A 23749-nucleotide genomic window follows, 5' to 3' on the forward strand; every position below is an offset into this window, starting at 1 on the left:
TTGTAAGACTAAGCCGCTCGAAACTGGAAAAGTGTCAGGGCGATCCGATGCAGGCACGAAGAGGTATGTTTCAGAGTTTTGCCGGATTGCTGCTGGCCTGCTCATCCCTGGCCAGCACAGTGACCCACCACGCGGTGTGTTGTTCGATCTGCACGGGTAAGGTCGGCAACAACGCCTTGAGCGCCAGGTCAGTGTCGGCCAGCGGGAATGTGCCGGTAATACGCAGATCAGCCACGGTCGAGTCGACACTCAGATGGCCTGTACGGTAACGACCCAGTTCAGCAAGCATGTCCGCCAGCCGGGCGTTGTCCACCACCAACATGCCGCGCGTCCAGGCGTCGACGCCGGAAGGCATGCTGAGCAACGGGCCAAGGCCATTGCGCGTAAGGAGAACCTGCTGGCCCTCGCGCAGAACCTGTTCACCGGACGCATTGCGCGCATTGGCGGCAACCGCTGATTGCAGCACGCTGAGCAGTGTTCCGTCTGGCTCGCGGCGGACCAGAAAGCGCGTACCCAGGGCGCGCATTTTGCCATCCGCAGTTTCGACGATGAAGGGACGCGGATCGTCATGATTGCCGGTCTGCACCATTATTTCGCCGTCCTGCAGAATCACCCGACGTTGCTGCGCATCGAAGCGCACATCAATCGCGCTGTGGGTGTTAAGGCGAATCAGGGTGTTGTCCGCCAGACGCACGTCACGCTGTTCACCGGTGGCGGTGCGCTGATCGGCAAGCCAGTAATCTATCGGCAGGTAGCGGTCGCCGACGAACAATGCCAGCCCCAACGCCATGAACACGCCGACCAGACCGCCGCCAAGCTTGCGCAAGCTATGCCGCTGGGCACCAGGCGATTGCTGCAATGCCTTGCGCGCCGGACCTGCTGGCAAGGCAAAACGCTGATTGACCATGCCCAACTGGCTCCAGGCCCTGGCATGCTCTTCGTCGGCGGCCAGCCAGCGAGCAAGCTCAGCATCATTGCCGCTGCTGCCATCCATGTTCAATTGCCACTGGATCGCGGCGTCCAGAACATGAGCGGATACCGGCCTGGTGTTCATGTCGGCTCACCGTAGAGCGCTACATAGCACTGACGCATGGCTTGAGCCAGGTATTGCCTGACGCGCGAAACCGAGACGCCCAGCCGCTCGGCAATTTCGCCGTGGCTCAGCCCGTCGAGGCGACTGTACAGAAAGGCTGCCCGTGCTTTGCTGGAGAGGCTGCCCAGCATACGGTCGATCGCTTTGAGGTCTTCCAGAATCAGCATCTGCTCTTCCGGCGAAGGCTGCTCGGCCTCGGGAACCTGCATCAACTCCCCGAGATAAGCCTGCTCCAGCGCAGCGCGGCGGAAGTAGTCGAACATCAGTCCCTTGGCAACGGCCGCCAGGAACGCTCGAGGCTCTCTGGGCGTCAGCAATTCCTGTCGCCCGAGCAAACGCACGAACGTGTCCTGACTCAAATCCTGAGCACGCTGTGGACAGGCGACATTGCGTCTGAGCCAGGCCAGCAGCCAACCACGATGATCGCGATACAGCGCGCCAACAATCTCGCTATGAGTGCTTGGGACTGACGACACGAATAGCCTCGATGAGAAAGATCTAACTAAAGAGAATCATTCGCGATTGTGGCAGAGCGGAGGGATGGTGGCAATTCGCGTCTGTCGGGAGGAGGGTCTGAATCGAGTTGGCGCTCGTACCAATGCTCCGCGTCCATTGCGACGCGGAGCGTCGGGAAATGCATTCCCACGCTGGAGCTTGAGGAACGAGAATCTGGTAACTATCGTGCCGATGCTCCAGTGTGAAATGCATTCACGCTGGAGCATGCACAACGAAAGGCGTCCAGGGAGGACGCCCGTCGTCAGATCAGGCCTGGTGGCTGATTTCGCGCAGCGGCTTGCCGCGTGCCGGCTTGTCGCCTGCAACGAAGTAGTCGGCGGTGCTGCGTGGCAGCGGCTGGCGACCACGGATCTTGTCGGCGATTTTCTCGGCGATCATGATCGTCGGTGCATTCAGGTTACCGGTGGTGATGATCGGCATGATCGAGGCATCGACTACGCGCAGGCTTTGCAGGCCATGCACACGGCCCTGACCGTCGACAACGGCCATCTCGTCGGTGCCCATCTTGCACGAGCAGGACGGGTGATAAGCCGTTTCAGCATGCTCGCGCACGAACTGATCCAGCGCTTCATCAGACTGGACATCGATGCCGGGGCTGATTTCGCGGCCACGGTACGGGTCCAGAGCCGGTTGCTGCATGATCTCGCGCGTCAGGCGGATGCCGTCACGGAACTCCTGCCAGTCCTGCTCGCTGGACATGTAGTTGAACAGGATGCTCGGGTACTCGCGCGGGTCTTTGGATTTGACCTGCACACGACCACGGCTCGGCGAACGCATGGAGCCAACGTGAGCCTGGAAGCCGTGTTCCTGAACGCCCTTGGTGCCGTTGTAGTTAATCGCGACCGGCAGGAAGTGGTACTGAATGTTCGGCCATTCGAACGCTTCGCTGGAGCGAATGAAACCACCGGCTTCAAACTGGTTGCTCGCACCGATACCGGTGCCGAGGAACATCCACTTTGCACCGATGGCAGGCTGGTTCCACCACTTCAGCGAAGGGTACAGCGACACCGGCTGGGTGCAGGCGTACTGCAGGTACATCTCCAGGTGATCCTGAAGGTTCTGGCCAACGCCCGGCAGATCATGAACCACCGGAATATCCAGCTTGTTCAGCACTTCGGCCGGACCGACGCCGGAACGCTGGAGAATCTGTGGCGAAGCGATCGCGCCGCCACACAGCAGCACTTCCTTGCGGGCACGGGCCTGGATGCGGGTGTCGCTGTCACCTACCAGGTACGCCACGCCGACGGCACGCTTGCCTTCGAAAAGAATGCGATCGGTCAGCGCGTGAGTGACGATGGTCAGGGTCGAGCGCTTCTTGGCCTCGTCCAGATAACCACGGGCGGTACTGGCGCGACGACCGTTAGGCGTCACGGTGCGGTCCATCGGACCGAAACCTTCCTGCTGATAACCATTGAGGTCGTCAGTGCGCGGGAAACCGGCTTGCACGCCCGCCTCGACCATCGCGTGGAACAGCGGATTGTTGCCCGCCTTGGGCTTGGTCACGCTGACCGGACCTTCACCACCGTGGTAGTCATTCGGGCCGATGTCACGCGTCTCGGCCTTGCGGAAGTACGGCAGGCAATCGAGGTAGCTCCAGTCTTCAAGGCCCGGCTCTTTGGCCCAGCCGTCATAGTCCATCGCGTTGCCGCGGATGTAGCACATGCCGTTGATGAGCGACGAACCGCCCAGGCCTTTACCACGACCGCATTCCATGCGGCGGTTGTTCATGTGTGGCTCTGGCTCGGTCTCGTAGGCCCAGTTATAACGGCGGCCCTGCAGCGGGAATGCCAGAGCGGCTGGCATCTGGGTACGGAAATCCAGACGGTAGTCCGGGCCACCGGCTTCCAGCAGCAGAACAGTGACGCCTGCGTCTTCGGTGAGACGGGCTGCCAGGGTGTTACCGGCAGAGCCGGCACCAATGATGATGTAGTCGTATTCGGATTGAGTCGTCATAGAGGCTCCCTCATAGAGCTGCAAGTCTCAAGCCTCGGCTGCAAGCAGAAGCAGCGAGGCGATACTTGTGAAAATGGGGTGCGGCAAGCCGCTTTTGATTGCGTCTGCTTGAGGTTTGCCGCGTGCCACTTGAAGCGTGTTTAGAAAACCGAGGCGTAGTCGCCCAGCTCGATCTGTACCGACTTGATCCGCGTGTACTGCGCCAGCGAGCTGATGCCGTTCTCACGACCAACACCCGATTGCTTGTAACCGCCGACCGGCATTTGTGCCGCCGACTCGCCCCAGGCGTTGATCCAGCAGATACCGGCTTCCAACAGATGAATCACGCGGTGTGCGCGGTTCAGGTCGCGAGTCACGATGCCTGCGGCCAGACCGAAGTCGGTGTCGTTGGCGCGGCGCACCACTTCTTCTTCGGTGTCGTAGCCGAGGATGCTCATTACCGGGCCGAAGATTTCTTCACGCACGATGGTCATCTCGTCGGTGCAGTCGGTGAACACGGTTGGCGCAACAAAAGCGCCCTTGTCGAACACACCACCGGTCAGACGATCACCGCCGCACAACAGGCGTGCGCCCTGCTCTTTGCCCTTGGCGATGTAGCCCAGCACGCTTTCCATATGCTCGAAGCTGACCAGCGGGCCGAAGTTGATGTTTTCGTCTTCCGGGTTACCGGCGCGAATACGCTTCACACGCTCAAGGATTTTCGCTTCGAACTCGGCTTTCAACGCGTTCGGTACAAACACACGCGTACCGTTGGTGCAGACCTGGCCGGAGCTATAGAAGTTGGCCATCATTGCGATGTCGGCAGCACGGTCCAGATCAGCGTCGTCAAACACGATCAGCGGCGACTTGCCGCCCAGCTCCATGGTCACTTCCTTGAGCGACGAGCTCGAAGCGCTGGCCATGACTTTCTTGCCAGTGTCGGTGCCGCCGGTGAACGAGACTTTCTCGATGCGCGGGTGCTCGGTGATCCAGGTGCCGACTTCGCGACCGCTACCGGTCAGCACATTGAACACGCCATTTGGCACGCCAGCTTCGGTGTAGATTTCTGCCAGTTTCAGAGTGGTCAGCGAGGTGACTTCACTTGGTTTGAAGATCATCGCGTTGCCCGCAGCCAGCGCCGGTGCGGATTTCCACAGGGCGATCTGGATCGGGTAGTTCCACGCACCGATGCCTGCAACCACACCCAGCGGCTCTCGGCGGGTGTAAACGAAAGAGGAATCACGCAGCGGGATCTGTTCGCCTTCGATGGCAGGCACCAGGCCTGCGTAGTATTCCAGTACGTCAGCGCCGGTCACGATATCCACGTAGCGGGTTTCGGAAATGGCTTTACCGGTGTCCAGCGTTTCCAGCGCGGCCAGCTCATCGTTGCGCTCACGCAGGATGTCGACAGCACGGCGCAGGATGCGCGAACGCTCGACGGCGGTCATGGCCGCCCAGATCTTCTGGCCTTTTTCAGCAGCAACGACTGCGCGCTCGACGTCTTCCTTGCCGGCGCGCTGGATCTGCGCCAGTACTTCGCCGTTCGCCGGGTTGATGGCATCGAAGGTTTCAGTGTTGCTGGCATCGACGTAACCGCCATCGATGTAAAGTTTCTGCAGTTCAAAACGGGCCATAAAGTCCTCGCAAATTCAGTGGGGGGCGATGACTGATTTCAGTGTGCCGGGTTCGTTCGGCAACAGGCTTTTACAGTCGTTCGGTAAGGGGCTTCGAAAGCCTCAGCTCGCCGATTTCGCCAATTGGAAATCCATGTATTCGTAGGCAATCCGTTGTGCTTGCTCGGTGTCGAATGCATCGCCTGACAGCGCGCCTCTCAGCCACAGCCCATCTATCAGGGCAGCAAGCCCGCGGGCGGCGCTGCGTGCCTGTTCCAGTGGCAAGGTACGGCGGAACTGACAGCACAGGTTCGAATACAAACGGTGGTCGTTGATACGCTGCAATCGGTGCAGCGAAGGGTGATGCATGCTGGTCGCCCAGAAGGCCAGCCAGGTTTTCATGGCAGGGCCGCTGACCTGACTGGCGTCGAAGTTACCTTCGATGATCACTTGCAGATGAGCCCTTGGGCTGTCTTCGGTCAGCGCCTGCCGACGTTCGCGGACGTTCTGGATCAAGGCGTTCATCAGATGCCGCATCGTGGCGGCGATCAGGCCGTTCTTGTCCTGAAAATAGTGACTGATGATGCCGTTGGACACGCCTGCCAGTCGCGCAATCAGCGCAATGCTGGCATCGCCCATACCGACCTGATCGACCGCAGTCAGCGTGGCCTGGATCAACTGTTGGCGGCGGATGGGTTGCATTCCGACCTTGGGCATTGGCGCGATTCTCCCGGGTGTCTGCAGTGATCGTTTTACCAAAACGGTGAGACCAGTCTAAAGATTTTTTATTGAACGATCAATCAATAAAAGATAATCGGCGGGTTTTCGCCGGCAAACGGCAAGCTGAAAAGCGCCTGAGTGCGGGGGTTCTGGAGGATGCGTCAAGGCGCAGATTTGTGACGCGGAGCGTCACCCACGGCATTCCCACGCTGGAGCGTGAGGAACGATCACCTCAACTATCGTGCGACGCTCCGCGTCGCATGCCGTTCTAGGACGCTCTGCGTCCGGTCTTCAGCGCTGGAACAGTCAATCCTGCAAAACCACATCCGCCAGCTGATCAATCGCTTCCTGCCGCTCAGCCTGATTCGGTTTGGCGTGCGGATTGAGTGTTGACCATTGCGGGTGGGCGCGGGCACGGGTGAGCGGCTCGGGGATTTTGCCTTTGCGCCAGGTTTTGTCCTGCGGCGTGGTCAATTCCATGCGGTGAATGGCCGCGTGGCCTCTCACTCCCAATGCCAGCAACAAGTGCCCCTGTCGCAGTGCGAGAAGGCGCAGCACTGCATCGTCCACCGTCAATTCCCTGCGGCCCTTCAACTTGCCCAGCAATCGTCCGCCGTAGCTGCGCGCCGTCAACAGGGCACCGCCCGCAATTGCGCCGACTAAAGCCGCAGCGCCAAGCGTTACGCCGCCGACCATAAGATCGACCCCTGCCCCGGCCGCCGCACCGGCTGCCACGCCGCCGCCAACCCGCACGCCCATCAACCTGAGGGTTTCCGGATTGAACAGATCATCGCCCCAACGGCCATCCATCAACGGCAAATCGCTGGTAGACACATCATCCTTGCGAAACGCATACAGCTTGAGCAGCGCCTCGACACATTGCTGCTCACGCTGGCGAACCGCCTTGCGCAACGCTTCCACAGCCTGCTGTTCCTGCTCGGCAGTGGTCTCGACGCTACGCCGACACGCTGCACAGTCAATCAACAGTTCGGCGATAAGCCGCGCCGCGCTGTGTTTTCTGGCTCGACGTTGTTTCTCCTGATCCTCAATCAAACGCTCGAGCCGCAGCCGCGCGCTTTCCAGCAGAAGCGCCAGGCTTTCATACAGACGTCGACCGCCGTCTTCCGGCGGTGCGACGCTGTCGAAGCGCACCGATGCATGCAGCCCCAAGCGTGAAAGCGCTTCGCGCCACTCCGGCTCGCGGTGTTGCTGTGCACTGACGAAATTCAGCACCGGCAGCAGTGGCTTGCCACAACTGGCCAGCACCGCCAGCTCATCACGGTACTTGGCGAGTACCGGTTCGCGTGCATCGATCACATACAGCCCAGCGTCCGAGCCGAGCAACTGGCGCATGACCTTGGCCTCTTGCTCAAAGCGCTGGCGTGCTTCACTGCCCTCCAGAAAGCGCGCCAGTCGCGCCGGGCCATCCAGACGTTCACCGGGACGATCAAGCCGCTCCAGGTAATCGAGCAGCGCAATGGCGTCCTCCAGGCCGGGCGTGTCGTACAGATCGACCAGTGCCTGACCGTCCACCGACAGGCGCGCACCTTCCACATGGCGGGTGGTGCTGGGCCGGTGAGACACTTCGCCGAAGCTGACATCGCCGGTCAGGGTACGCAGCAGCGAAGTCTTGCCGACATTGGTGTGGCCGACCACCGCCAGCTTGATGGCGCGGACATTGTCTGCTTCAGTCATGGCCTGTCTCCAGCCAGTTCAAGGGCGCGCTGTCTGTGCGCGGCAATTGCAACTGATCCAGCGCGGCGTGCCAGTCGCCCAGACGCTCCAGATCGAGCACCTGCCCGGCAGGCGCGGGCAACAGCCATACACGTGTCGCCCCCGCGCTGCGCGCCAGTTCGGCAATCAGTGCCAGACTGCCACGATCCGGTGAGCGGCGCGGATCACAGGCGACCACCATGCGCGCAGGCGGATAATGGGTCAGTTGCTCCAGCAGCTTGTGGCGCGACTCACGGCTGTCGAGAATGCCTGCATCGACCACGCCTGACGGCAGTTCTGGCGGCCAGACTTGTTGATCATCCAGCTCGATGGCCACCAGCAACGCGCCATTACTGTCGGACGCACCCACGCCGGGCTGAATCTGATGCAGCGCGGCAGGTTCGACGTCATTGACGCCCAATCGCTCGCTGCTGGGCATCAATCGTTCACGCAGCTCAAGGTACTCGGGCAACTCAAGATCGAGACGCAGCCCCGCACTCCCCTGCTTCCAGCGCCACAGGCAGAACGCTGCCAGCAACAGACGCGGCACAATGCCGTAGACCAGCAGCACGCCCACCAGCCACGCAGCCCAGGCCTGGCGTGCATTCTCGATACTCAGCGCTGCATTGCCGCTGGCGCGAATCATGGCTTCGTCCGGCACACTGAAGCCCAGCCAAGCCGGGACGGTACTGAGTGTCTGAGTCAGGCTGACAAACGTGTCGCTGCTCAAAATGGTGGTTTCCCAGACAAACCCGTAGCGCCGGGTCGCCATCAGCATCAACAGCACCACCAGCGCACTGACCAGCGCGAGCAGCCACAGGCTGTGAACCACCAGGCCAAGCACCCAGCGATTCAGACGCTTGCGTTGCAGCAGCAGAACCAATGCCGGAGCAAGTTGCGCAGCCTGGGCGTCACGGGCAAGCTTTTCACTCAACCACAGCCATAAGCGGCCCAGCCCGCTGTTGCTGCGGCCAGCGAAGATAAAGCCCAGCGCCCAGGTAGCCAGCAGCACCAGATTAAGCCCAAGCAGACTGCCCAGCGCCCAGAACACATTGACCGGTGCCTGCCCGTCGCCCATTGCGGCGAAGGCCAGGCCCGCGCCACTGATGACAGCGAATACGGCAAGCGCAATCAACGCCAACCGCGCGCCCTGCTTCCAGTGATGCAATGCGCCGAGCATGCCGTCGCGCTGTGCCAGCCCAAGGGCGCGATGGGTGATACGGGCAGTCAGGTCGCCTCCGGCCGCCCGGGCGCGGCGATTGGCTTCCTGATCATCCAGCGCGCCAGCCTGTTGTTCACGCAGGCGCACGGCTTCGGTCAGCCAGAGGGTATCGAGTGGGGTCAGAGCAGTCACACAGTGTCTCTTGATTGAATTCAGCGGTGAGCATAACCGCTGTCATGGGACTGAGCACGGTGCGTGTCAGTTCATTCGCCTGCCCTGCGACCTCTGATATCCTCGGCGCATGAAAACTCATCTCCCCCTTAGCCTGATTGCCGCCCTTGGTGAAAACCGAGTGATCGGCGTCGACAATTCCATGCCCTGGCATTTGCCGGGGGATTTCAAATACTTCAAGGCCACGACGCTCGGCAAGCCGATCATCATGGGTCGCAAGACCTGGGATTCGCTGGGCCGCCTCCTGCCCGGTCGCCTGAACCTGGTGGTCAGCCGCCAGACTGATTTGCAGCTTGAAGGCGCGGAAGTCTTCGCTTCGCTGGACGCCGCCGTCGTGCGCGCCGAGCAGTGGGCGCAGGAACAGGGTGTCGACGAGGTGATGCTGATCGGCGGCGCGCAGCTTTATGCCCAGGGCCTTCCCGAGGCGGATCGCCTGTACCTGACTCGCGTGGCACTGAGCCCTGATGGCGACGCGTGGTTTCCTGAATTCGATACGGCGCAGTGGGCGCTGGTATCCAACATCGAAAACGCCGCCGTCGATGACAAGCCTGCCTACAACTTCGAAGTGTGGGAACGCGTCTGATCAGCAATTTCTGGAGCAATTGCGGCCGCTGACGAAAAACTGCAATAAAAGTGTCGTTTTTGGTTTCACTGTCGCAAATAAAGGGGCAAACGGCGTCATTTGGCCTTTTTCGGGTCGCTGACGTACTTTTGCCTTCACAATAATTTGTTACGGTCTGCCCCTTCGTTTTTTCGACAAGGGGAAATCGCCTATGGAACTCGTGCCAAAACTGTTGGCTGCTGCCGTCTGCTTCGGGCTTGCCAGCCAGGCTATCGCGGCCACCGAATTGAAGCATTGGCCCGAGCCTGCCGCCAAGGCGCTCGACGCGATGATTGCAGCGAATGCCAACAAGGGCAATTACGCAGTCTTCGACATGGACAACACCAGCTACCGCTTCGACCTCGAAGAGTCGCTGCTGCCGTACATGGAAAACAAAGGCCTGATCACCCGCGAAAAACTCGACCCCTCGCTGAAGCTGATCCCCTTCAAAGACACCGCCGACCACAAGGAAAGCCTGTTCAGTTACTACTATCGCCTTTGCGAAATAGACGACATGGTCTGCTACCCGTGGGTCGCGCAGGTGTTTTCCGGCTTTACCCTGCAGGAGCTCAAAGGCTATGTCGATGAGCTGATGGCCCTGAAAAAGCCGATCCCGGCGACCTATTACGACGGCGATACGGTCAAGCAACTCAATGTCGAGCCGCCGCGCGTATTCACCGGGCAGACCGAGCTGTACAACAAGCTGATGGAGAACGGGATCGAGGTCTACGTGATGACCGCAGCCTCCGAAGAGCTGGTGCGCATGGTCGCCGCCGATCCGAAGTATGGCTACAACGTCAAACCGCAGAACGTGATAGGCGTCACCACCCTGCTCAAAGACCGCAAGACCGGTGAGCTGACTACCGCACGCAAGCAGATCACCGCAGGCAAATACGATGCGAAAAGCAACATGGGGCTGGAGCTGACGCCATACCTGTGGACACCGGCAACCTGGATGGCGGGCAAGCAGGCGGCCATTCTGACCTACATCGACCAGTGGAAAAAACCGGTCCTGGTCGGCGGCGATACCCCGACCAGCGACGGCTACATGCTGTTTCACAGCGTCGACGTGAGCAAGGGCGGCGTGCACTTGTGGATCAACCGCAAGGACAAGTACATGACCCAGCTGAACGGCATGATCAAGGACAATGCCGAAGCTCAGGCCAAGGAGAAGCTGCCGGTCACGGCGGACAAGAACTGGGTGATCGTCAAGCCGGACGAGATTCAGTAAGCGACACGACATTGCGGGTTGTCAGCAACCCGCAAAGCCGGTCAGTCGACTTTCTCGAACTTCAGATCCCATACGCCGTGTCCGAGCTTCTCGCCACGGCGCTCGAACTTGGTGATCGGCCGTTCCGCAGGGCGCGGAACGTACTGGTTGTCTTCAGCCTGGTTGCGATAACCAGACGCTACGCTCATCACTTCCAGCATGTATTCCGCGTAAGGCCCCCAATCGGTGGCCATGTGAAACACACCGCCAACCTTGAGCTTGCTACGCACCAGTGCGGCGAATTCCGGCTGCACGATACGGCGCTTGTGGTGACGGCTCTTGTGCCACGGATCCGGGAAGAACAGCATCAGGCGATCAAGGCTGTTATCGGCGACGCAGCGGTTCAGCACTTCAATGGCGTCGCAATCGTAGACGCGCACATTGGTCAGCCCTTGGGTCAGCACACCGTTGAGCAGCGCGCCTACGCCTGGGGAGTGCACCTCGACACCTATAAAATCGTGCTCGGGAGCCGCTGCCGCCATTTCCAGCAACGAGTGGCCCATGCCGAAACCGATTTCCAGCGTGCGCGGCGCAGCGCGACCGAACACCTGATCGAAATCCACCGGCGCATCGGTCAGCGACAGGCCATACAGGGGGAGACCTTGATCAAGGCCGCGCTGCTGACCTTCGGTCATGCGACCGGCACGCATCACAAAACTCTTGATGCGGCGGTGCGGGCGCTCTTCGCCTTCTTCGACAGCAGGCGACTCTGGGTGCGGAACGTGTGAATCAGTCATCAACGGGCTCTTACTTGATCAGGCCATCCAGCGGCGAAGATGCGCTGGCATAGAGTTTTCGAGGCATGCGCCCGGCGAGGTACGCCAGACGACCGGCAATTACAGCGTGCTTCATGGCTTCGGCCATCATCACCGGCTGCTGTGCATGGGCGATGGCCGAGTTCATCAATACGGCTTCACAGCCCAGCTCCATCGCGATGGTGGCGTCGGAGGCAGTGCCGACACCGGCATCGACCAGCACCGGCACTTTGGTTTCTTCAAGGATGATCTGCAGGTTGTAGGGGTTGCAGATACCCAGACCGCTGCCGATCAGGCCGGCCAGCGGCATGATCGCGATGCAGCCGATTTCGGCCAGCTGGCGGGCGATGATCGGGTCATCGCTGGTGTAGACCATCACGTCGAAACCGTCCTTGACCAGTATCTCGGCGGCCTTGAGGGTTTCGATGACGTTCGGAAACAGGGTTTTCTGGTCGGCCAGCACTTCGAGCTTGACCAGATTGCGGCCGTCGAGCAGTTCGCGGGACAGGCGGCAGGTGCGCACGGCCTCGGTTGCATCGAAGCAGCCAGCGGTGTTCGGCAAGATGGTGTAGCGATCAGGTGGCAGCACATCCAGCAGGTTCGGCTCGCCGGGGTTCTGGCCGAGGTTGGTGCGACGCACGGCAACAGTCACGATCTCGGCACCCGAGGCTTCAATGGCCAGACGGGTCTGTTCCATATCGATGTACTTGCCGGTGCCTACCAAAAGACGCGACTCGAAAGTCCGACCGGCCAGGACGAAGGGCTTGTCGCTGCGAACATTGCTCATCGGAAATCCTCATAACGTGCAGATGGGGGTTGGGCTAAGTGCAGGTTGCGAACTAGCCACCGCCAATGGCATGAACCACTTCGACCTGATCGCCTTCACTCAGGACGGTCGCTGCATGCTGACTGCGCGGCACGATATCCAGGTTCAGTTCCACCGCAACCCGGCGTCCGGCAAGGTCCAGGCGGGTCAGTAATGCCGCGACGGTTTCGCCATCGGGCAATTCAAAGGGTTCACCGTTCAACTGAATGTGCATGCGAGAGCAGCCATCATTTTTGGGGGGCCAGCATTCTAGCCCGATCAGCGGGTATGACCAAGGCAAAGCCACGCCATTCGTCTCAAGCGCGATCTGCCGTGCAAGCCGTCACTCAAGGAGCAGAGCCCAACCGCCAGGCAGCCAGACCGAGCATCGACCAGCCAAACAGAAAGGCCAGACCACCGAACGGGGTGATGATGCCCAGCTTGCCGATGCCGGTCAGGGTCAGCGCGTACAGGCTGCCGGAGAACAACAGTATGCCGATAGCGAACGAGAATCCGGCCCAAGTGACGAGACGCCCGGGGATGTGCGTCGCCAGTATCGCCACACCGAGCAGGGCCAGCGCGTGGATCAGTTGGTAAAGCACACCCGTATGAAACACCGCCAGGTACTCGGCACTCAGGCGTTCCTTGAGACCGTGAGCGGCAAATGCGCCCAACGCCACACCCGTGAAGCCGAAGAAGGCAGCAAGCATCAAAAAGCTACGAAGCATCAGGAACTCCAGTGAAAAATCGTCGAAAGGCGCACGGTCTGTATAATGGCCCGCTCAACGGGTTCGGCCAAGCCATCTCTATGCTGCAGTTTATCCTTCGTCGCATCGTCAAAGCCCTGCTGTGGTTCGCCGCAGGCAGTGTTCTCGTGGTTCTGGTTCTGCGCTGGGTACCGCCACCAGGCACCGCGCTGATGGTCGAACGCAAGGTCGAATCCTGGGTCGACGGCGAGCCTATCGACCTGCAACGCGACTGGGAACCGTGGGACAGGATCTCCGACAACCTTAAAATTGCGGTCATTGCCGGCGAGGATCAGAAATTCGCAGAGCATTGGGGTTTCGACGTCGACGCCATTCAAGCGGCCATCCTGCACAACGAGCGCGGCGGCTCGATCCGTGGTGCCAGTACGCTTAGCCAGCAGGTGTCGAAAAACCTGTTCCTGTGGTCCGGTCGCAGCTACCTGCGCAAAGGGCTGGAGGCGTGGTTCACTATGCTCATCGAGCTGCTGTGGTCCAAGGAGCGCATCCTTGAGGTGTACCTGAACAGCGTCGAATGGGACGAAGGCGTATTCGGCGCGCAGGCAGCAGCGCAACATCACTTCCGCACCAACGCCAGCGCGCTTTCTGTACAGCAGGCCAGCTACCTCGCCGCCGTCCTCCCCAACCCGCGCGAGTGGAGCGCCAGCCACCCGAGCAGCTACGTCTCGCGTCGCGCCGGCTGGATTCGTCAGCAAATGCGTCAGTTGGGTGGGGATGAGTATTTGCAGGGACTCAATAGCAGCCGTCGGTGGTGATTGCGTCGCGAAGAGGACGCAGAGCGTCCAGAACGGCATGCGATATTGAGATTATCGTTCCCTACGTTCCAGCGTCCGAAGCGGCATGCGACGCGGAGCGACGCACGATAGCTGGTATACAAACAAAAACGCCCCGATCATCTCGGGGCGTTTTTTCGTCACCGGGAAGCCTTACGCAGCTATCGACGTCTTGAGCTTGTTCATCGCGCTTTTTTCCAGCTGGCGAATACGCTCGGCGGAGACGTTGTACTTCTGCGCCAGGTCGTGCAGCGTGGCTTTTTCTTCTGCCAGCCAACGCTGGTAGAGGATGTCGCGGCTGCGTTCGTCCAGCACGTCCAGCGCCTGATGCAGGTTGGCGGTGGAATTGTCAGTCCAGTCGGAATCTTCCAGTTGACGCGCCGGGTCGTAGCGGTGGTCTTCCAGATAATTGGCTGGTGACTGAAACGCACTGTCGTCATCCGCTTCGGCTGCCGGGTCAAAGGCCATGTCATGGCCGGTCAGACGGCTTTCCATCTCACGCACTTCACGCGGCTCGACGCCAAGGCTTTCAGCGACGCGATGCACCTCGTCGTTGTTCAGCCAGGCCAGACGCTTCTTCTGGCTGCGCAGGTTGAAGAACAACTTGCGCTGCGCCTTGGTGGTGGCGACCTTGACGATGCGCCAGTTACGCAGGATGAACTCGTGAATTTCGGCCTTGATCCAGTGCACGGCAAAGGACACCAGACGCACGCCCATTTCGGGGTTGAAACGCTTCACGGCCTTCATCAGACCAACGTTACCTTCCTGAATCAGGTCAGCCTGAGCCAGACCGTAACCCGAATAACTGCGAGCGATGTGCACGACAAAGCGCAGGTGGGCGAGGACCATTTGTCGGGCCGCGTCCAGGTCCTGCTCATAGTAGAGACTTTCAGCCAGTTCACGCTCCTGCTCGGGCGTCAGCAAGGGAATGCTGTTGACCGTGTGCACATAGGCCTCAAGGTTCGCACCCGGGACTAAAGCATAAGCAGGTTGCAAAGAAGTGGTCATACGAAAAAACCTCCAGCGCACAGGTTATGTGCAGTTCAGCAATAGCGAGATTGACCCGGAACCGCTAACCAAGTTCCTTGATTTTCAGAAGCCAGTCTGGTGAACGAAAAATTTGCCTCTAACGGGGCGCCAGCTCACGCAAGTGACGAGCGACCGCAATCCAGGCACCGATATACCCTAACAGAACCGCTCCAAGCAAGAGCGAAAGACCATCACCCATCGGAACACCTGCCAGCGCAAAGTCGCTTCCATAGAGACCTGCCAGCCCGACGACCGCACCGTTCAGCCAGTTCAGGCCATAAGCCAGAACGCCCCAGGACAGGATACCTGCCCCGAAACCGTACAGCGCGCCCATATAAAGGAAGGGTCTGCGCACGTAGCTGTCAGTACCGCCCACCAGCTTGATGACTTCGATTTCGATACGGCGGTTTTCAATATGTAGACGAATTGTGTTACCAATTACTAACAGCAAAGCTGAGACAAGCAAAACCGTCAAGCCGAAAACGAATCGGTCACCCAGCTTGAGGATCGCGGCCAGTCTTTCGACCCAGACCAGATCCAGTTGCGCCTGCTCGACTTTAGGCAGTTCTGCCAACCGCGTGCGCAAGGCTTCCAGCGCAGGTTTGTCCACTTCATCCGGCGTTACCAGCACCACGCCCGGAAGCGGGTTCTCTGGCAATTCCTTGAGCGCCTCGCCCAGACCGGACTGTTGCTTGAATTCACCCAATGCCTGCTCGCTGCTGATGTACTCGGCGTCTGCCACACCGGGCATCGACTTGATTTCATCGCGCAAGCGAGTGCCATCAGCAGTATTGGCATCCAGCTTCAGGTAGATGGAAATCTGCGCCGCACGCTGCCATGAACCACCCAGACGCTCGACATTACTCAGCAGCAATGACAAGCCCATCGGCAGGCTCAAGGCAATCGCCATCACCAGACAGGTAAAAAAGCTGCCTATCGGCTGTTTGGCCAGACGTCGCAGGCTGTCCAGCAGACTGGAGCGATGGCTTTCCAGCCACGCCGACAACAACGCGCTGAAATCCGGGCCGTCATCATCATGGTCGTGACGCTGCTTTTTCTTTTTCGGCGGCACTGGGTCGGCGGCCTTGGGCGCGACGCGTTCGGAAACCTTGGGGCTGCGTGTAGCACTCATACTCCGGCCTCCCCGTCACCGATCAAACGACCGCGTTGCAGGGTCAACATGCGATGGCGCATGCGGGCAATCAATGCAAGGTCGTGACTGGCGATCAGCACGCTGGTCCCCAGTCGGTTGATATCTTCAAACACGCCCATGATTTCCGCCGCCAGACGTGGGTCGAGGTTACCGGTCGGTTCATCGGCCAGCAGCAAGGCCGGGCGATGGACAATGGCGCGAGCAATCCCGACACGCTGTTGCTGACCGGTGGACAGGTCGCCGGGGTACAGCTCGGCCTTATCGGACAGCGCCACACGCTCAAGGGCCGAATCGACCCGTTTGGCAATCTCGGGCTTGGACAGACCGAGGATCTGCAAGGGCAACGCGATGTTGTTGAACACCGTGCGATCGAACAGCAACTGGTGATTCTGGAACACCACGCCGATCTGACGACGCAGAAACGGGATCTGTGCGTTGCTGATCTGCCCAAGGTCCTGGCCGGCCAGCATCAGTTTGCCGGTGGTCGGACGCTCCATGGCCAGCAACAGGCGTAACAGCGTGCTTTTACCGGCACCGGAATGACCAGTGACAAACAAAAACTCGCCGCGACGTACTCGAAAGCTCAGTTCATGCAACCCGACATGTCCATTCGGGTAGCGCTTACCGACCTGCTCGAATCGAATCATGGACGCTCCCGCTCCGCAAACAGTGCCTGAACAAAGGGTTCGGCCTCGAAGGTACGCAAGTCATCAATACCTTCACCGACACCGATATAGCGAATCGGCAAGCCGAACTGCTTGGCCAGGGCGAAAATCACGCCGCCCTTGGCGGTGCCGTCCAGCTTGGTCAGCGCCAGCCCGGTCAACGTAACCGTCTGGTTGAATTGCTTGGCCTGATTGATAGCGTTCTGCCCGGTGCCCGCATCGAGGACCAGCAGGACTTCGTGAGGAGCATCTGCGTCCAGCTTGCCGATCACGCGGCGAACCTTCTTCAACTCCTCCATCAGGTTGTCCTTGGTGTGCAGGCGACCTGCGGTGTCGGCGATCAACACATCAATGCCACGGGCCTTGGCGGCCTGCACGGCATCGAAAATCACCGAGGCGGAATCGGCACCGGTGTGCTGAGCGATGACCGGTATGTGATTACGCTCACCCCAGACCTGCAATTGCTCGACGGCTGCAGCGCGGAACGTGTCGCCCGCGGCCAGCATGACCTTCTTGCCTTCCAGTTGCAGCTTCTTGGCCAGCTTGCCGATAGTGGTGGTCTTGCCCGCACCATTGACGCCGACCACCAGAATCACGAACGGCTTGTGCTCGACCTTGATCACCAAGGGCTGCTCGACAGGCTTGAGCATCGCAGCCAGTTCGCCCTGCAACGAGGTGTACAACGCCTGAGCATCGGTCAACTGCTTGCGCGCGACCTTCTGAGTCAGGCTATTGATGATGACCGATGTGGCCTCAACGCCGACATCGGCGGTCAGCAAACGGGTTTCGATTTCTTCCAGCAGGTCATCATCGATGGCTTTCTTGCCCAGGAACAGGCTGGCCATGCCTTCGCCGATGCTGGCGCTGGTTTTCGACAGCCCCTGCTTCAGGCGAGCAAAGAAGCCGACCTTGCCGGTTTCGGGCTCTTGTACCGGAGCAGGGGCCAGAGCAGGAACCACTTGCGGAACAGGCGCTACCGGTTGTGGCACAGCCTGCGCTACGACGGGTTCTGGTTCTGGTTCTGGTTCTGGAACAGGCTGAACCAGTAGCGGCTCGGGAACACTCAGCGGCACGATATCAGCCACAGGTTGCGCTGCGACCGGCTCGGGCATGGCATGAGCCTGACTTTGCTCTGGAATTGGCGGGGTGATGTGCGGCTCGCGCTCGTCACTCAGTGCCACTGGCTCTTCGGTTACCGGCAAGGTCAGCCACGGCTGAGGCGACGGCGCACCCGGCTCGACATGGCCTTGCTGCGAATGCGCAACCGGCTCGACGATGCTCTCGGGTACAGATTGCGAGGCAGCAGCAGGCTCAACCTGCGGTGTGGTCACAACCGGGTCGTGGACCGGATCGGGTTGCGTCGGGGATGATTCTTGTGGCGCTGGCTCGGCTTGCTGCGGTTTCTTGCGCAGCCATCCGAACAGGCCTTTCTTCTCTCCAGCCTCGGCTGGGGTCTTCTTGTCGTCGTTGGAACCAAACATGGAGGACGGCTATCTCAAGGTTGCGGGGCGCCAGAGGGCGACCCGGAAAAATTCTGACATGCAAAACAGACTGCGTTTAGGGCTTCTTGTTCACTCAACGGCCGCTTGAAGCGCTACCTTTACCTGCGTTTCAGACAGGTTTCACTCGCAATCGGCCAGTGAAGGCTGTCTCTGAAGCAAACGGATCAGTATCCTAACACCCCCGCGCCCGCCGACGCTAAGTTCACGCGGGCCGTCCTACAGGTTCAAACTACGAATGAATGCTCTAGCCCGCCGCGCCGCAGGCCTGCTGCTCAGCACTATTTGTCTGCCCTTGACAGCATTGGCTGCTGATTCGCAACCGACCCATGAATTTACCCTGGACAATGGCCTGAAAGTTGTCGTCCGCGAAGACCACCGCGCTCCAGTGGTGGTTTCCCAGATCTGGTACAAGGTCGGCTCCAGCTACGAGACACCCGGCCAGACCGGCCTGTCCCATGCGCTTGAGCACATGATGTTCAAGGGCAGCAGCAAGACCGGACCGGGTGAATCCTCGCTGATTCTGCGCGATCTGGGTGCTGAAGAGAATGCGTTCACCAGCGATGACTATACCGCCTACTATCAGGTCCTGGCCCGCGATCGTCTGAGCGTAGCGCTGGAGCTGGAAGCCGATCGCATGGCAACCCTGAAATTGCCCGCCGACGAATTCAGCCGCGAGATCGAAGTCATCAAGGAAGAGCGTCGCCTGCGCACTGATGACAAGCCGATGGGCAAGGCATTCGAACGCTTCAAGGCGATGGCCTACCCTGCCAGCGGCTATCACACGCCGACCATTGGCTGGATGGCGGACCTGGAGCGCATGAAGGTTGAAGAGCTGCGCCACTGGTACGAATCCTGGTATGCGCCGAACAACGCCACGCTGGTGGTGGTTGGCGATGTGCAGCCGGACGAGGTCAAAGCCTTGGCAGAGCGTTTCTTCGGGCCGATCCCGCGCCGCGACGTGCCGTCCTCGAAAAAACCGCTGGAACTGGCCGAGCCGGGCGAGCGCAAGATCACTCTGCACGTCAAAACCCAGTTGCCGAGCCTGATTTACGGCTTCAACGTGCCAAGCGTTGCGACCGCTGAAGACCCACGTTCGGCGAATGCCCTGCGCCTGATTGCGGCACTGCTCGACGGTGGTTACAGCGCACGCATTTCCTCACGCCTGGAACGTGGCGAAGAACTGGTCTCCGGCGCATCGTCGCGCTACGACGCATTTGCTCGCGGCGACAGCCTGTTCATGATCAGCGCCACACCCAACCTGCAAAAGAAAAAGACCCTGGCCGATGTGGAAGCCGGCATCTGGCGTCTGCTCGACGAGCTGAAAACCAAGGCACCGTCGGCCGAAGAACTGGAGAGCGTTCGGGCTCAGGTCATTGCGGGCGTGGTCTACGAGCGCGACTCGATTACCAGCCAGGCGACCATGATCGGCGAGCTTGAAACTGTCGGCCTGTCCTGGAAGCTGATGGACAATGAACTGGAGGCGCTGCAAAGCGTGACCCCGCAGGACATCCAGAAAGCTGCCAACACCTATTTCACCCGTGAGCGCCTCAGCGTTGCGCACGTTCTGCCTGAGGAGAAAGCCAAATGATCACGCGCAACGCTCCACGTCATGCGCTGCTTGGCCTGATCCTGGCCGGTTCACTCGGCACCTTTGTCGCATTGCCAGCCGTGGCCGACAACGCCGCCCCTGCCGAGCAGGGCCAGACCACTCCTGCACTGGGCAGCAACCTGCAAACCCTCAAGGAACTGGACGGCAAGGCGCCGGCCCGTCGTGCCCTGAACATACAAACCTGGAATACCGCCGAGGGTGCCAGGGTGCTGTTCGTGGAATCGCGCGAATTGCCGATGTTCGACATGCGCCTGACATTCGCCGCAGGCAGCAGCCAGGACCAGAAATCGCCCGGCATTGCCCTATTGACCAACGCCATGCTCAATGAGGGCGTCAAAGGCAAGGACGTCAATGCCATCGCACAGGGCTTCGAAGGCCTGGGAGCGGATTTCAGCAACGGTTCCTACCGTGACATGGCGGTCACGTCCTTGCGCAGCCTGAGTGCTGCCGACAAACGCGACCCGGCACTGAAGCTGTTCAGCGAAGTCGTGGGCAAGCCCACCTTCCCTGCCGACTCTCTGGCCCGTATCAAAAACCAGTTGATCGCCAGCTTCAAGACTCAGAAACAGAACCCCGGCGCTATCGCCAGCAAGGAACTGTTCAACCATCTCTACGGCGACCATCCCTACGCTCACCCGAGCGAAGGCGACGCAAAAAGCATCAATGCCATTACCCTGGCTCAGCTCAAGGCCTTCCACGCCAAAGGCTATGCGGCAGGCAACGCGGTGATTGCTCTGGTAGGCGATCTGTCGCGAGACGAAGCGCAAGCCGTCGCGGCGCAGGTTTCCGCCTCGCTGCCCAAAGGCCCGGCGCTGGCGAAGGTCGCCGATCCGGTTGAACCGAAGGCAGGCACCACGCATATCGAATTCGCGTCCAACCAGACCCACCTGATGCTCGCGCAACTGGGCATCGATCGTAACGACCCGGATTACGCGGCGCTGACCGTGGGTAACTCGGTACTGGGTGGTGGCGGCTTTGGCAGTCGACTGATGACCGAAGTGCGGGAAAAACGCGGCCTGACCTACGGTGTGTCGTCAGGCTTCACCGCCATGCAGGTTGCCGGGCCGTTCATGATCGGCCTGCAAACGCGCGCGGAAATGAGCGAAAACACCCTCAAACTGGTACAGGACATCGTTCGCGACTTCCTCGCCAACGGCCCGACCCAGAAAGAAATCGACGATGTGAAACGCGAACTGACCGGCAGCTTCCCGCTCACCGCAGCCAGCAATTCGGCCATCGTGGGCCAGCTAGGAGCAATCGGTTTCTACAACCTGCCGCTGACCTACCTTGAGGACTACATGGCCGCCGCCCAGAGCGTGACCGTCGAACAGGTGAAAGCTGCGATGAGCAAGCACCTGAGCGCCGACAAGATGGTCATTGTTACCGTTGGCCCGACCGTCGAGCAAAAGCCACTGCCGGCGCCGACCGACAAACCCACTCGCCAACCTGTAGGGGTCCCGGAACACTGATGGCCAATCCACGTCCGAAGGGCCACAACGGCTTGGGTCAGCTTCGTATCATCGGCGGAGAATGGGGCAGCCGTCGCCTGACCTTCCCCGACGCCCCCGGCCTGCGCCCGACGCCTGATCGCGTGCGCGAAACCCTGTTCAACTGGCTGGCGCCCTACATCGCTGGTGCCAGGGTGCTGGACGTTTTCACTGGCAGCGGCGCACTGTATTTCGAAGCCCTGTCCCGTGGCGCCAGCATGGGCCTGGCGCTGGACAGCAACGCGGCAGCCATCGCCAGCCTGCGCCAGAACCTCAACGCACTGAACTGCACCAGCGGCCAGGTCTCCCAGACCGACGCCCTGCGCCATCTGGAAACCGCCACCGCCTCGCCCTTTGACGTGGTGTTCCTCGACCCGCCCTTCCATCAGGGCCTGCTGGCTTCAGCCTGCAACCTGCTGGAAAGCCACGGCTGGCTGGCCGACACTGCCTGGATCTACACCGAAAGCGAAACCCCGCCATCGACCACCGGCTTGCCGGGCAGCTGGCGGTTACACCGCGAGAAAAAGGCTGGTCAGGTGTATTACGCGTTGTGGCAGCGGGGGTAATCAGAATTCCACAGACCTCTCGGGGAAATCTGTGGAACTGAACTGCGTGAGGAGAAAAAATCCTAGGCGGTTCTATTTACCGCCACGTCGAGTCCAGGGACCCTACAAGCCTCATTGACAACAAAACCGATCAAGCCATAAGGCTTCAAAGCCATATCCAGTTTGGTTTTCAAACGAGTCGCCAGACGGCCATAGTCACGAGGGGACCATGTAAGAAGTAGAACAATCACCAGCCCTTGGCCGCTTATGGCTGGCGCAGTGTAGGAAGACAACTCACCATCGTCTTCCCTGTGCGCCACCACGACGGATACCAGCGTGTCTCGAAACTTCTGCATGACCTCATCAATAATAAACGGCTTCTTACGCAGCACTTTTACCTGCTCGGCAAATACCTGCGCATCAAGCCACGCCTTGGTGTGAGTCACCGAGGTCGGTGGGGACTCTGACAACCTCGGTAAGTTATCCGGCTCATAGCCGACGCAGTCCTTGATTTCTATCCACCAATGACGATTTTCTTTTGCGGCCAGGATATCCACACCTTTGAGGCTTCTCTTCATGCGCTCGGTGTACCAGAGAGTCTCGTCGTACTTGATGACCTGCCAATCATCAGTAAATGAAAATGTTAACGCACCTTCAACCACATCAACCATTGGCAATATCCAACTCACGATCATATTGAGCAAGCTCCTCGTCCAGCATGACCAGTTTTGAAAGGCCATTCAGCACATCTGCTTGCTCGACCGAAACGCCATCAGCGCTCTCCTCTTTTTTGAGCCCCCAGTACTGGAGTGGAAAAGGCTTTTGCCTGGAGAGCAGATCAAGTTCCTTGAGTAAAAAGAAGCTGTGTGTTGCGATGAATACCTGAACACCTTGGCTGGACAGCGCATGTATCACACTTGCCACCAACCGGATCAAACGCGGATTAAGATTTGCCTCTGGCTCATCCCAGAAAAGATACCCTTTGTCGAGGACTGAGCCTGTGGCAATGAGGCGGGCCAGCATCGCCAGCTTTCTAAGCCCCTCTGCTACCAGCGGCATCTCCATGGATCCACTACCCGGCACGTTCAAATAAAAACGGCCATTGTTATCCAGAACCACTTTCCCGCCCAACGCTTGCTCAATCGGCTCCAATATTTGGGCGGCCCATTTCTCGCGCGGCCCCTTCAAAGTCGGAGAACCAAGATGCAAGCAGGTATCTCGCCAGGTTTCTTCAAATTCAAGGTAGTGCCCCTCATAAACAGACACAAAACCGGGGAATATTGTCAACAACTCGCGAGTAGGCAGGTAGAGCGGGCTCTGCTCATCCCACTTCTCGGAAAGTTTTTCTATCTGGACATCCGTTTTAGCGCTCGTTGCAAAGCTGATACGGGTATCAAGAGCGCTGTCATCGAAGGCTAATGATATTTCGCACCTGCCACGACCCTGCTTGCGGCGTGCCAGCCTGCCTACTGATTCAGGCCTGAACACACCTGTCAGTTTGTCCGCATAGGCTTTTTGCAGATAGGTCTTGGTAGGCTCTGCCAAATTGGCTTTTTTTGCCGCCTCTGCACTTGTGGCGATCAGCGCATAGGCCACTTTAAGCAAATGGGTCTTACCCATGCCATTCTCCCCGACAATGACATTAAGGCCGGGACTGCATGTGAGGTTCAGCTCTCGGAAAACCGTGAGATTTTTAACGCTCAGGGTCTTGAGCATCAGAGGTTTCCTTATGCATGTATTCAGAAAGCGAACAGTATCGCCTGAGTGAGATGATGTGTAGCGATCAATGATTGGAAAGCACCTGTTTTTTT

The 23749-nt window shown here is 59.6% G+C and carries 23 protein-coding genes; 6 read left to right on the plus strand and 17 right to left on the minus strand.

The features are described 5' to 3' along the window. Positions 1 to 70: 70 nt before the first annotated feature. The 7 genes from FFH21_RS25555 to FFH21_RS25595 form a co-directional block, all read right to left on the minus strand. Positions 71 to 1054 carry a FecR domain-containing protein gene (locus FFH21_RS25555; RefSeq protein ID WP_011169729.1) on the minus strand — a complete coding sequence of 328 codons (984 nt, stop codon included), beginning with the start codon at positions 1052 to 1054 and terminating at the stop codon, positions 71 to 73. Next, on the minus strand, positions 1051 to 1569 hold the full coding sequence (locus FFH21_RS25560) for an RNA polymerase sigma factor (protein ID WP_002555616.1): 519 nt from the start codon (positions 1567 to 1569) through the stop codon (positions 1051 to 1053). The genes FFH21_RS25555 and FFH21_RS25560 overlap by 4 nt, the downstream gene beginning before the upstream one ends. A 286-nt stretch (positions 1570 to 1855) precedes the next feature. Further along, a complete protein-coding gene (gene betA, locus FFH21_RS25565) occupies positions 1856 to 3562 on the minus strand; it encodes a choline dehydrogenase (RefSeq protein ID WP_011169730.1) in 1707 nt (568 codons plus the stop codon). 140 nt (positions 3563 to 3702) lie between these two features. Continuing rightward, positions 3703 to 5175: a betaine-aldehyde dehydrogenase gene (gene betB, locus FFH21_RS25575; protein ID WP_004654813.1), complete on the minus strand. Its 1473-nt coding sequence runs from the start codon at positions 5173 to 5175 to the stop codon at positions 3703 to 3705. A 102-nt stretch (positions 5176 to 5277) separates the two neighbouring features. Then, positions 5278 to 5871 carry a transcriptional regulator BetI gene (gene betI / locus FFH21_RS25580; RefSeq protein WP_002555619.1) on the minus strand — a complete coding sequence of 198 codons (594 nt, stop codon included), beginning with the start codon at positions 5869 to 5871 and terminating at the stop codon, positions 5278 to 5280. 309 nt (positions 5872 to 6180) lie between these two features. Beyond that, positions 6181 to 7569: a GTPase/DUF3482 domain-containing protein gene (locus FFH21_RS25590; RefSeq protein WP_011169731.1), complete on the minus strand. Its 1389-nt coding sequence runs from the start codon at positions 7567 to 7569 to the stop codon at positions 6181 to 6183. Next, positions 7562 to 8941 carry a DUF2868 domain-containing protein gene (locus FFH21_RS25595; RefSeq protein WP_011169732.1) on the minus strand — a complete coding sequence of 460 codons (1380 nt, stop codon included), beginning with the start codon at positions 8939 to 8941 and terminating at the stop codon, positions 7562 to 7564. The genes FFH21_RS25590 and FFH21_RS25595 overlap by 8 nt, the downstream gene beginning before the upstream one ends. A 109-nt stretch (positions 8942 to 9050) precedes the next feature. On the opposite strand from FFH21_RS25595, the gene FFH21_RS25600 reads away from it, so the two are divergent. Both FFH21_RS25600 and FFH21_RS25605 read left to right on the plus strand, forming a co-directional pair. Further along, the gene (locus tag FFH21_RS25600; protein WP_004654823.1) at positions 9051 to 9563 is read left to right on the plus strand and encodes a dihydrofolate reductase; all 513 of its coding nucleotides are present in this window, start codon (positions 9051 to 9053) and stop codon (positions 9561 to 9563) included. 190 nt (positions 9564 to 9753) lie between these two features. Further along, complete coding sequence (locus FFH21_RS25605; protein WP_004654825.1) at positions 9754 to 10812, plus strand: hypothetical protein; 1059 nt, start codon at positions 9754 to 9756, stop codon at positions 10810 to 10812. Between the two features lie 41 nt (positions 10813 to 10853). Here the strand turns inward: FFH21_RS25605 and trmB are convergent, their stop codons facing one another. The 4 genes from trmB to FFH21_RS25625 all read right to left on the minus strand — a co-directional run bounded on the left by trmB (position 10854) and on the right by FFH21_RS25625 (position 13139). After that, positions 10854 to 11501, minus strand: a complete 648-nt coding sequence (gene trmB / locus FFH21_RS25610; RefSeq protein ID WP_216597063.1) for a tRNA (guanosine(46)-N7)-methyltransferase TrmB — start codon at positions 11499 to 11501, stop codon at positions 10854 to 10856. 97 nt (positions 11502 to 11598) lie between these two features. After that, positions 11599 to 12393 carry a thiazole synthase gene (locus FFH21_RS25615; RefSeq protein ID WP_003304387.1) on the minus strand — a complete coding sequence of 265 codons (795 nt, stop codon included), beginning with the start codon at positions 12391 to 12393 and terminating at the stop codon, positions 11599 to 11601. 52 nt (positions 12394 to 12445) lie between these two features. Continuing rightward, positions 12446 to 12646, minus strand: a complete 201-nt coding sequence (thiS, locus tag FFH21_RS25620; protein ID WP_003372514.1) for a sulfur carrier protein ThiS — start codon at positions 12644 to 12646, stop codon at positions 12446 to 12448. Between the two features lie 112 nt (positions 12647 to 12758). Then, on the minus strand, positions 12759 to 13139 hold the full coding sequence (locus tag FFH21_RS25625; RefSeq protein ID WP_002555627.1) for a DUF423 domain-containing protein: 381 nt from the start codon (positions 13137 to 13139) through the stop codon (positions 12759 to 12761). Positions 13140 to 13219: 80 nt separating this feature from the next. Here FFH21_RS25625 and mtgA point away from each other — a divergent pair, with 80 nt between their 5' ends. After that, positions 13220 to 13930 (plus strand): monofunctional biosynthetic peptidoglycan transglycosylase, encoded by a 711-nt coding sequence (gene mtgA, locus FFH21_RS25630; RefSeq protein ID WP_002555628.1) that lies wholly within the window; start codon positions 13220 to 13222, stop codon positions 13928 to 13930. Positions 13931 to 14101: 171 nt separating this feature from the next. Here the strand turns inward: mtgA and rpoH are convergent, their stop codons facing one another. The 4 genes from rpoH to ftsY form a co-directional block, all read right to left on the minus strand. Further along, complete coding sequence (gene rpoH / locus FFH21_RS25635; protein WP_002555629.1) at positions 14102 to 14956, minus strand: RNA polymerase sigma factor RpoH; 855 nt, start codon at positions 14954 to 14956, stop codon at positions 14102 to 14104. A 118-nt stretch (positions 14957 to 15074) separates the two neighbouring features. Further along, a complete protein-coding gene (gene ftsX, locus FFH21_RS25640) occupies positions 15075 to 16109 on the minus strand; it encodes a permease-like cell division protein FtsX (protein ID WP_002555630.1) in 1035 nt (344 codons plus the stop codon). Next, complete coding sequence (ftsE, locus tag FFH21_RS25645; RefSeq protein ID WP_002555631.1) at positions 16106 to 16777, minus strand: cell division ATP-binding protein FtsE; 672 nt, start codon at positions 16775 to 16777, stop codon at positions 16106 to 16108. Before ftsE ends, ftsX begins: the two co-directional genes overlap by 4 nt. Continuing rightward, positions 16774 to 18276, minus strand: a complete 1503-nt coding sequence (ftsY, locus tag FFH21_RS25650) for a signal recognition particle-docking protein FtsY (RefSeq protein ID WP_011169735.1) — start codon at positions 18274 to 18276, stop codon at positions 16774 to 16776. The genes ftsE and ftsY overlap by 4 nt, the downstream gene beginning before the upstream one ends. A 256-nt stretch (positions 18277 to 18532) precedes the next feature. Between ftsY and FFH21_RS25655 the strand changes: the two genes are divergently transcribed. From FFH21_RS25655 to rsmD, 3 genes are read left to right on the plus strand one after another with little or no spacing between them, the layout of a single operon-like run. Beyond that, the gene (locus tag FFH21_RS25655) at positions 18533 to 19885 is read left to right on the plus strand and encodes a pitrilysin family protein (protein WP_054088523.1); all 1353 of its coding nucleotides are present in this window, start codon (positions 18533 to 18535) and stop codon (positions 19883 to 19885) included. Beyond that, positions 19882 to 21375, plus strand: coding sequence for a pitrilysin family protein (locus FFH21_RS25660; RefSeq protein WP_011169737.1), 1494 nt, complete (start codon positions 19882 to 19884; stop codon positions 21373 to 21375). Before FFH21_RS25655 ends, FFH21_RS25660 begins: the two co-directional genes overlap by 4 nt. Then, positions 21375 to 21959: a 16S rRNA (guanine(966)-N(2))-methyltransferase RsmD gene (gene rsmD / locus FFH21_RS25665; RefSeq protein ID WP_003411937.1), complete on the plus strand. Its 585-nt coding sequence runs from the start codon at positions 21375 to 21377 to the stop codon at positions 21957 to 21959. The genes FFH21_RS25660 and rsmD overlap by 1 nt, the downstream gene beginning before the upstream one ends. Before the next feature lie 62 nt (positions 21960 to 22021). Here the strand turns inward: rsmD and FFH21_RS25670 are convergent, their stop codons facing one another. Beyond that, positions 22022 to 22633: a hypothetical protein gene (locus tag FFH21_RS25670; protein WP_004667115.1), complete on the minus strand. Its 612-nt coding sequence runs from the start codon at positions 22631 to 22633 to the stop codon at positions 22022 to 22024. Then, positions 22602 to 23654, minus strand: coding sequence for an ATP/GTP-binding protein (locus FFH21_RS25675; RefSeq protein ID WP_003432516.1), 1053 nt, complete (start codon positions 23652 to 23654; stop codon positions 22602 to 22604). Before FFH21_RS25675 ends, FFH21_RS25670 begins: the two co-directional genes overlap by 32 nt. Positions 23655 to 23749: the final 95 nt, after the last annotated feature.

The organism is Pseudomonas sp. KBS0707, assembly GCF_005937945.2.
Classification (GTDB): Bacteria; Pseudomonadota; Gammaproteobacteria; order Pseudomonadales; family Pseudomonadaceae; genus Aquipseudomonas; species Aquipseudomonas amygdali.

Bases quoted from the DNA above. Each gene is read 5' to 3' on its own strand.
- FFH21_RS25670 (WP_004667115.1), bottom strand. From the start codon at position 22,633: ATGATCGTGAGTTGGATATTGCCAATGGTTGATGTGGTTGAAGGTGCG.
- ftsE (WP_002555631.1), bottom strand. From the start codon at position 16,777: ATGATTCGATTCGAGCAGGTCGGTAAGCGCTACCCGAATGGACATGTC.
- betB (WP_004654813.1), bottom strand. From the start codon at position 5,175: ATGGCCCGTTTTGAACTGCAGAAACTTTACATCGATGGCGGTTACGTC.
- FFH21_RS25555 (WP_011169729.1), bottom strand. From the start codon at position 1,054: ATGAACACCAGGCCGGTATCCGCTCATGTTCTGGACGCCGCGATCCAG.
- rsmD (WP_003411937.1), top strand. From the start codon at position 21,375: ATGGCCAATCCACGTCCGAAGGGCCACAACGGCTTGGGTCAGCTTCGT.
- mtgA (WP_002555628.1), top strand. From the start codon at position 13,220: ATGCTGCAGTTTATCCTTCGTCGCATCGTCAAAGCCCTGCTGTGGTTC.
- betA (WP_011169730.1), bottom strand. From the start codon at position 3,562: ATGACGACTCAATCCGAATACGACTACATCATCATTGGTGCCGGCTCT.
- FFH21_RS25655 (WP_054088523.1), top strand. From the start codon at position 18,533: ATGAATGCTCTAGCCCGCCGCGCCGCAGGCCTGCTGCTCAGCACTATT.
- FFH21_RS25605 (WP_004654825.1), top strand. From the start codon at position 9,754: ATGGAACTCGTGCCAAAACTGTTGGCTGCTGCCGTCTGCTTCGGGCTT.
- FFH21_RS25660 (WP_011169737.1), top strand. From the start codon at position 19,882: ATGATCACGCGCAACGCTCCACGTCATGCGCTGCTTGGCCTGATCCTG.
- thiS (WP_003372514.1), bottom strand. From the start codon at position 12,646: ATGCACATTCAGTTGAACGGTGAACCCTTTGAATTGCCCGATGGCGAA.
- ftsY (WP_011169735.1), bottom strand. From the start codon at position 18,276: ATGTTTGGTTCCAACGACGACAAGAAGACCCCAGCCGAGGCTGGAGAG.
- rpoH (WP_002555629.1), bottom strand. From the start codon at position 14,956: ATGACCACTTCTTTGCAACCTGCTTATGCTTTAGTCCCGGGTGCGAAC.
- FFH21_RS25675 (WP_003432516.1), bottom strand. From the start codon at position 23,654: ATGCTCAAGACCCTGAGCGTTAAAAATCTCACGGTTTTCCGAGAGCTG.
- FFH21_RS25615 (WP_003304387.1), bottom strand. From the start codon at position 12,393: ATGAGCAATGTTCGCAGCGACAAGCCCTTCGTCCTGGCCGGTCGGACT.
- FFH21_RS25625 (WP_002555627.1), bottom strand. From the start codon at position 13,139: ATGCTTCGTAGCTTTTTGATGCTTGCTGCCTTCTTCGGCTTCACGGGT.
- trmB (WP_216597063.1), bottom strand. From the start codon at position 11,501: ATGCGTGCCGGTCGCATGACCGAAGGTCAGCAGCGCGGCCTTGATCAA.
- betI (WP_002555619.1), bottom strand. From the start codon at position 5,871: ATGCCCAAGGTCGGAATGCAACCCATCCGCCGCCAACAGTTGATCCAG.
- FFH21_RS25590 (WP_011169731.1), bottom strand. From the start codon at position 7,569: ATGACTGAAGCAGACAATGTCCGCGCCATCAAGCTGGCGGTGGTCGGC.
- ftsX (WP_002555630.1), bottom strand. From the start codon at position 16,109: ATGAGTGCTACACGCAGCCCCAAGGTTTCCGAACGCGTCGCGCCCAAG.
- FFH21_RS25600 (WP_004654823.1), top strand. From the start codon at position 9,051: ATGAAAACTCATCTCCCCCTTAGCCTGATTGCCGCCCTTGGTGAAAAC.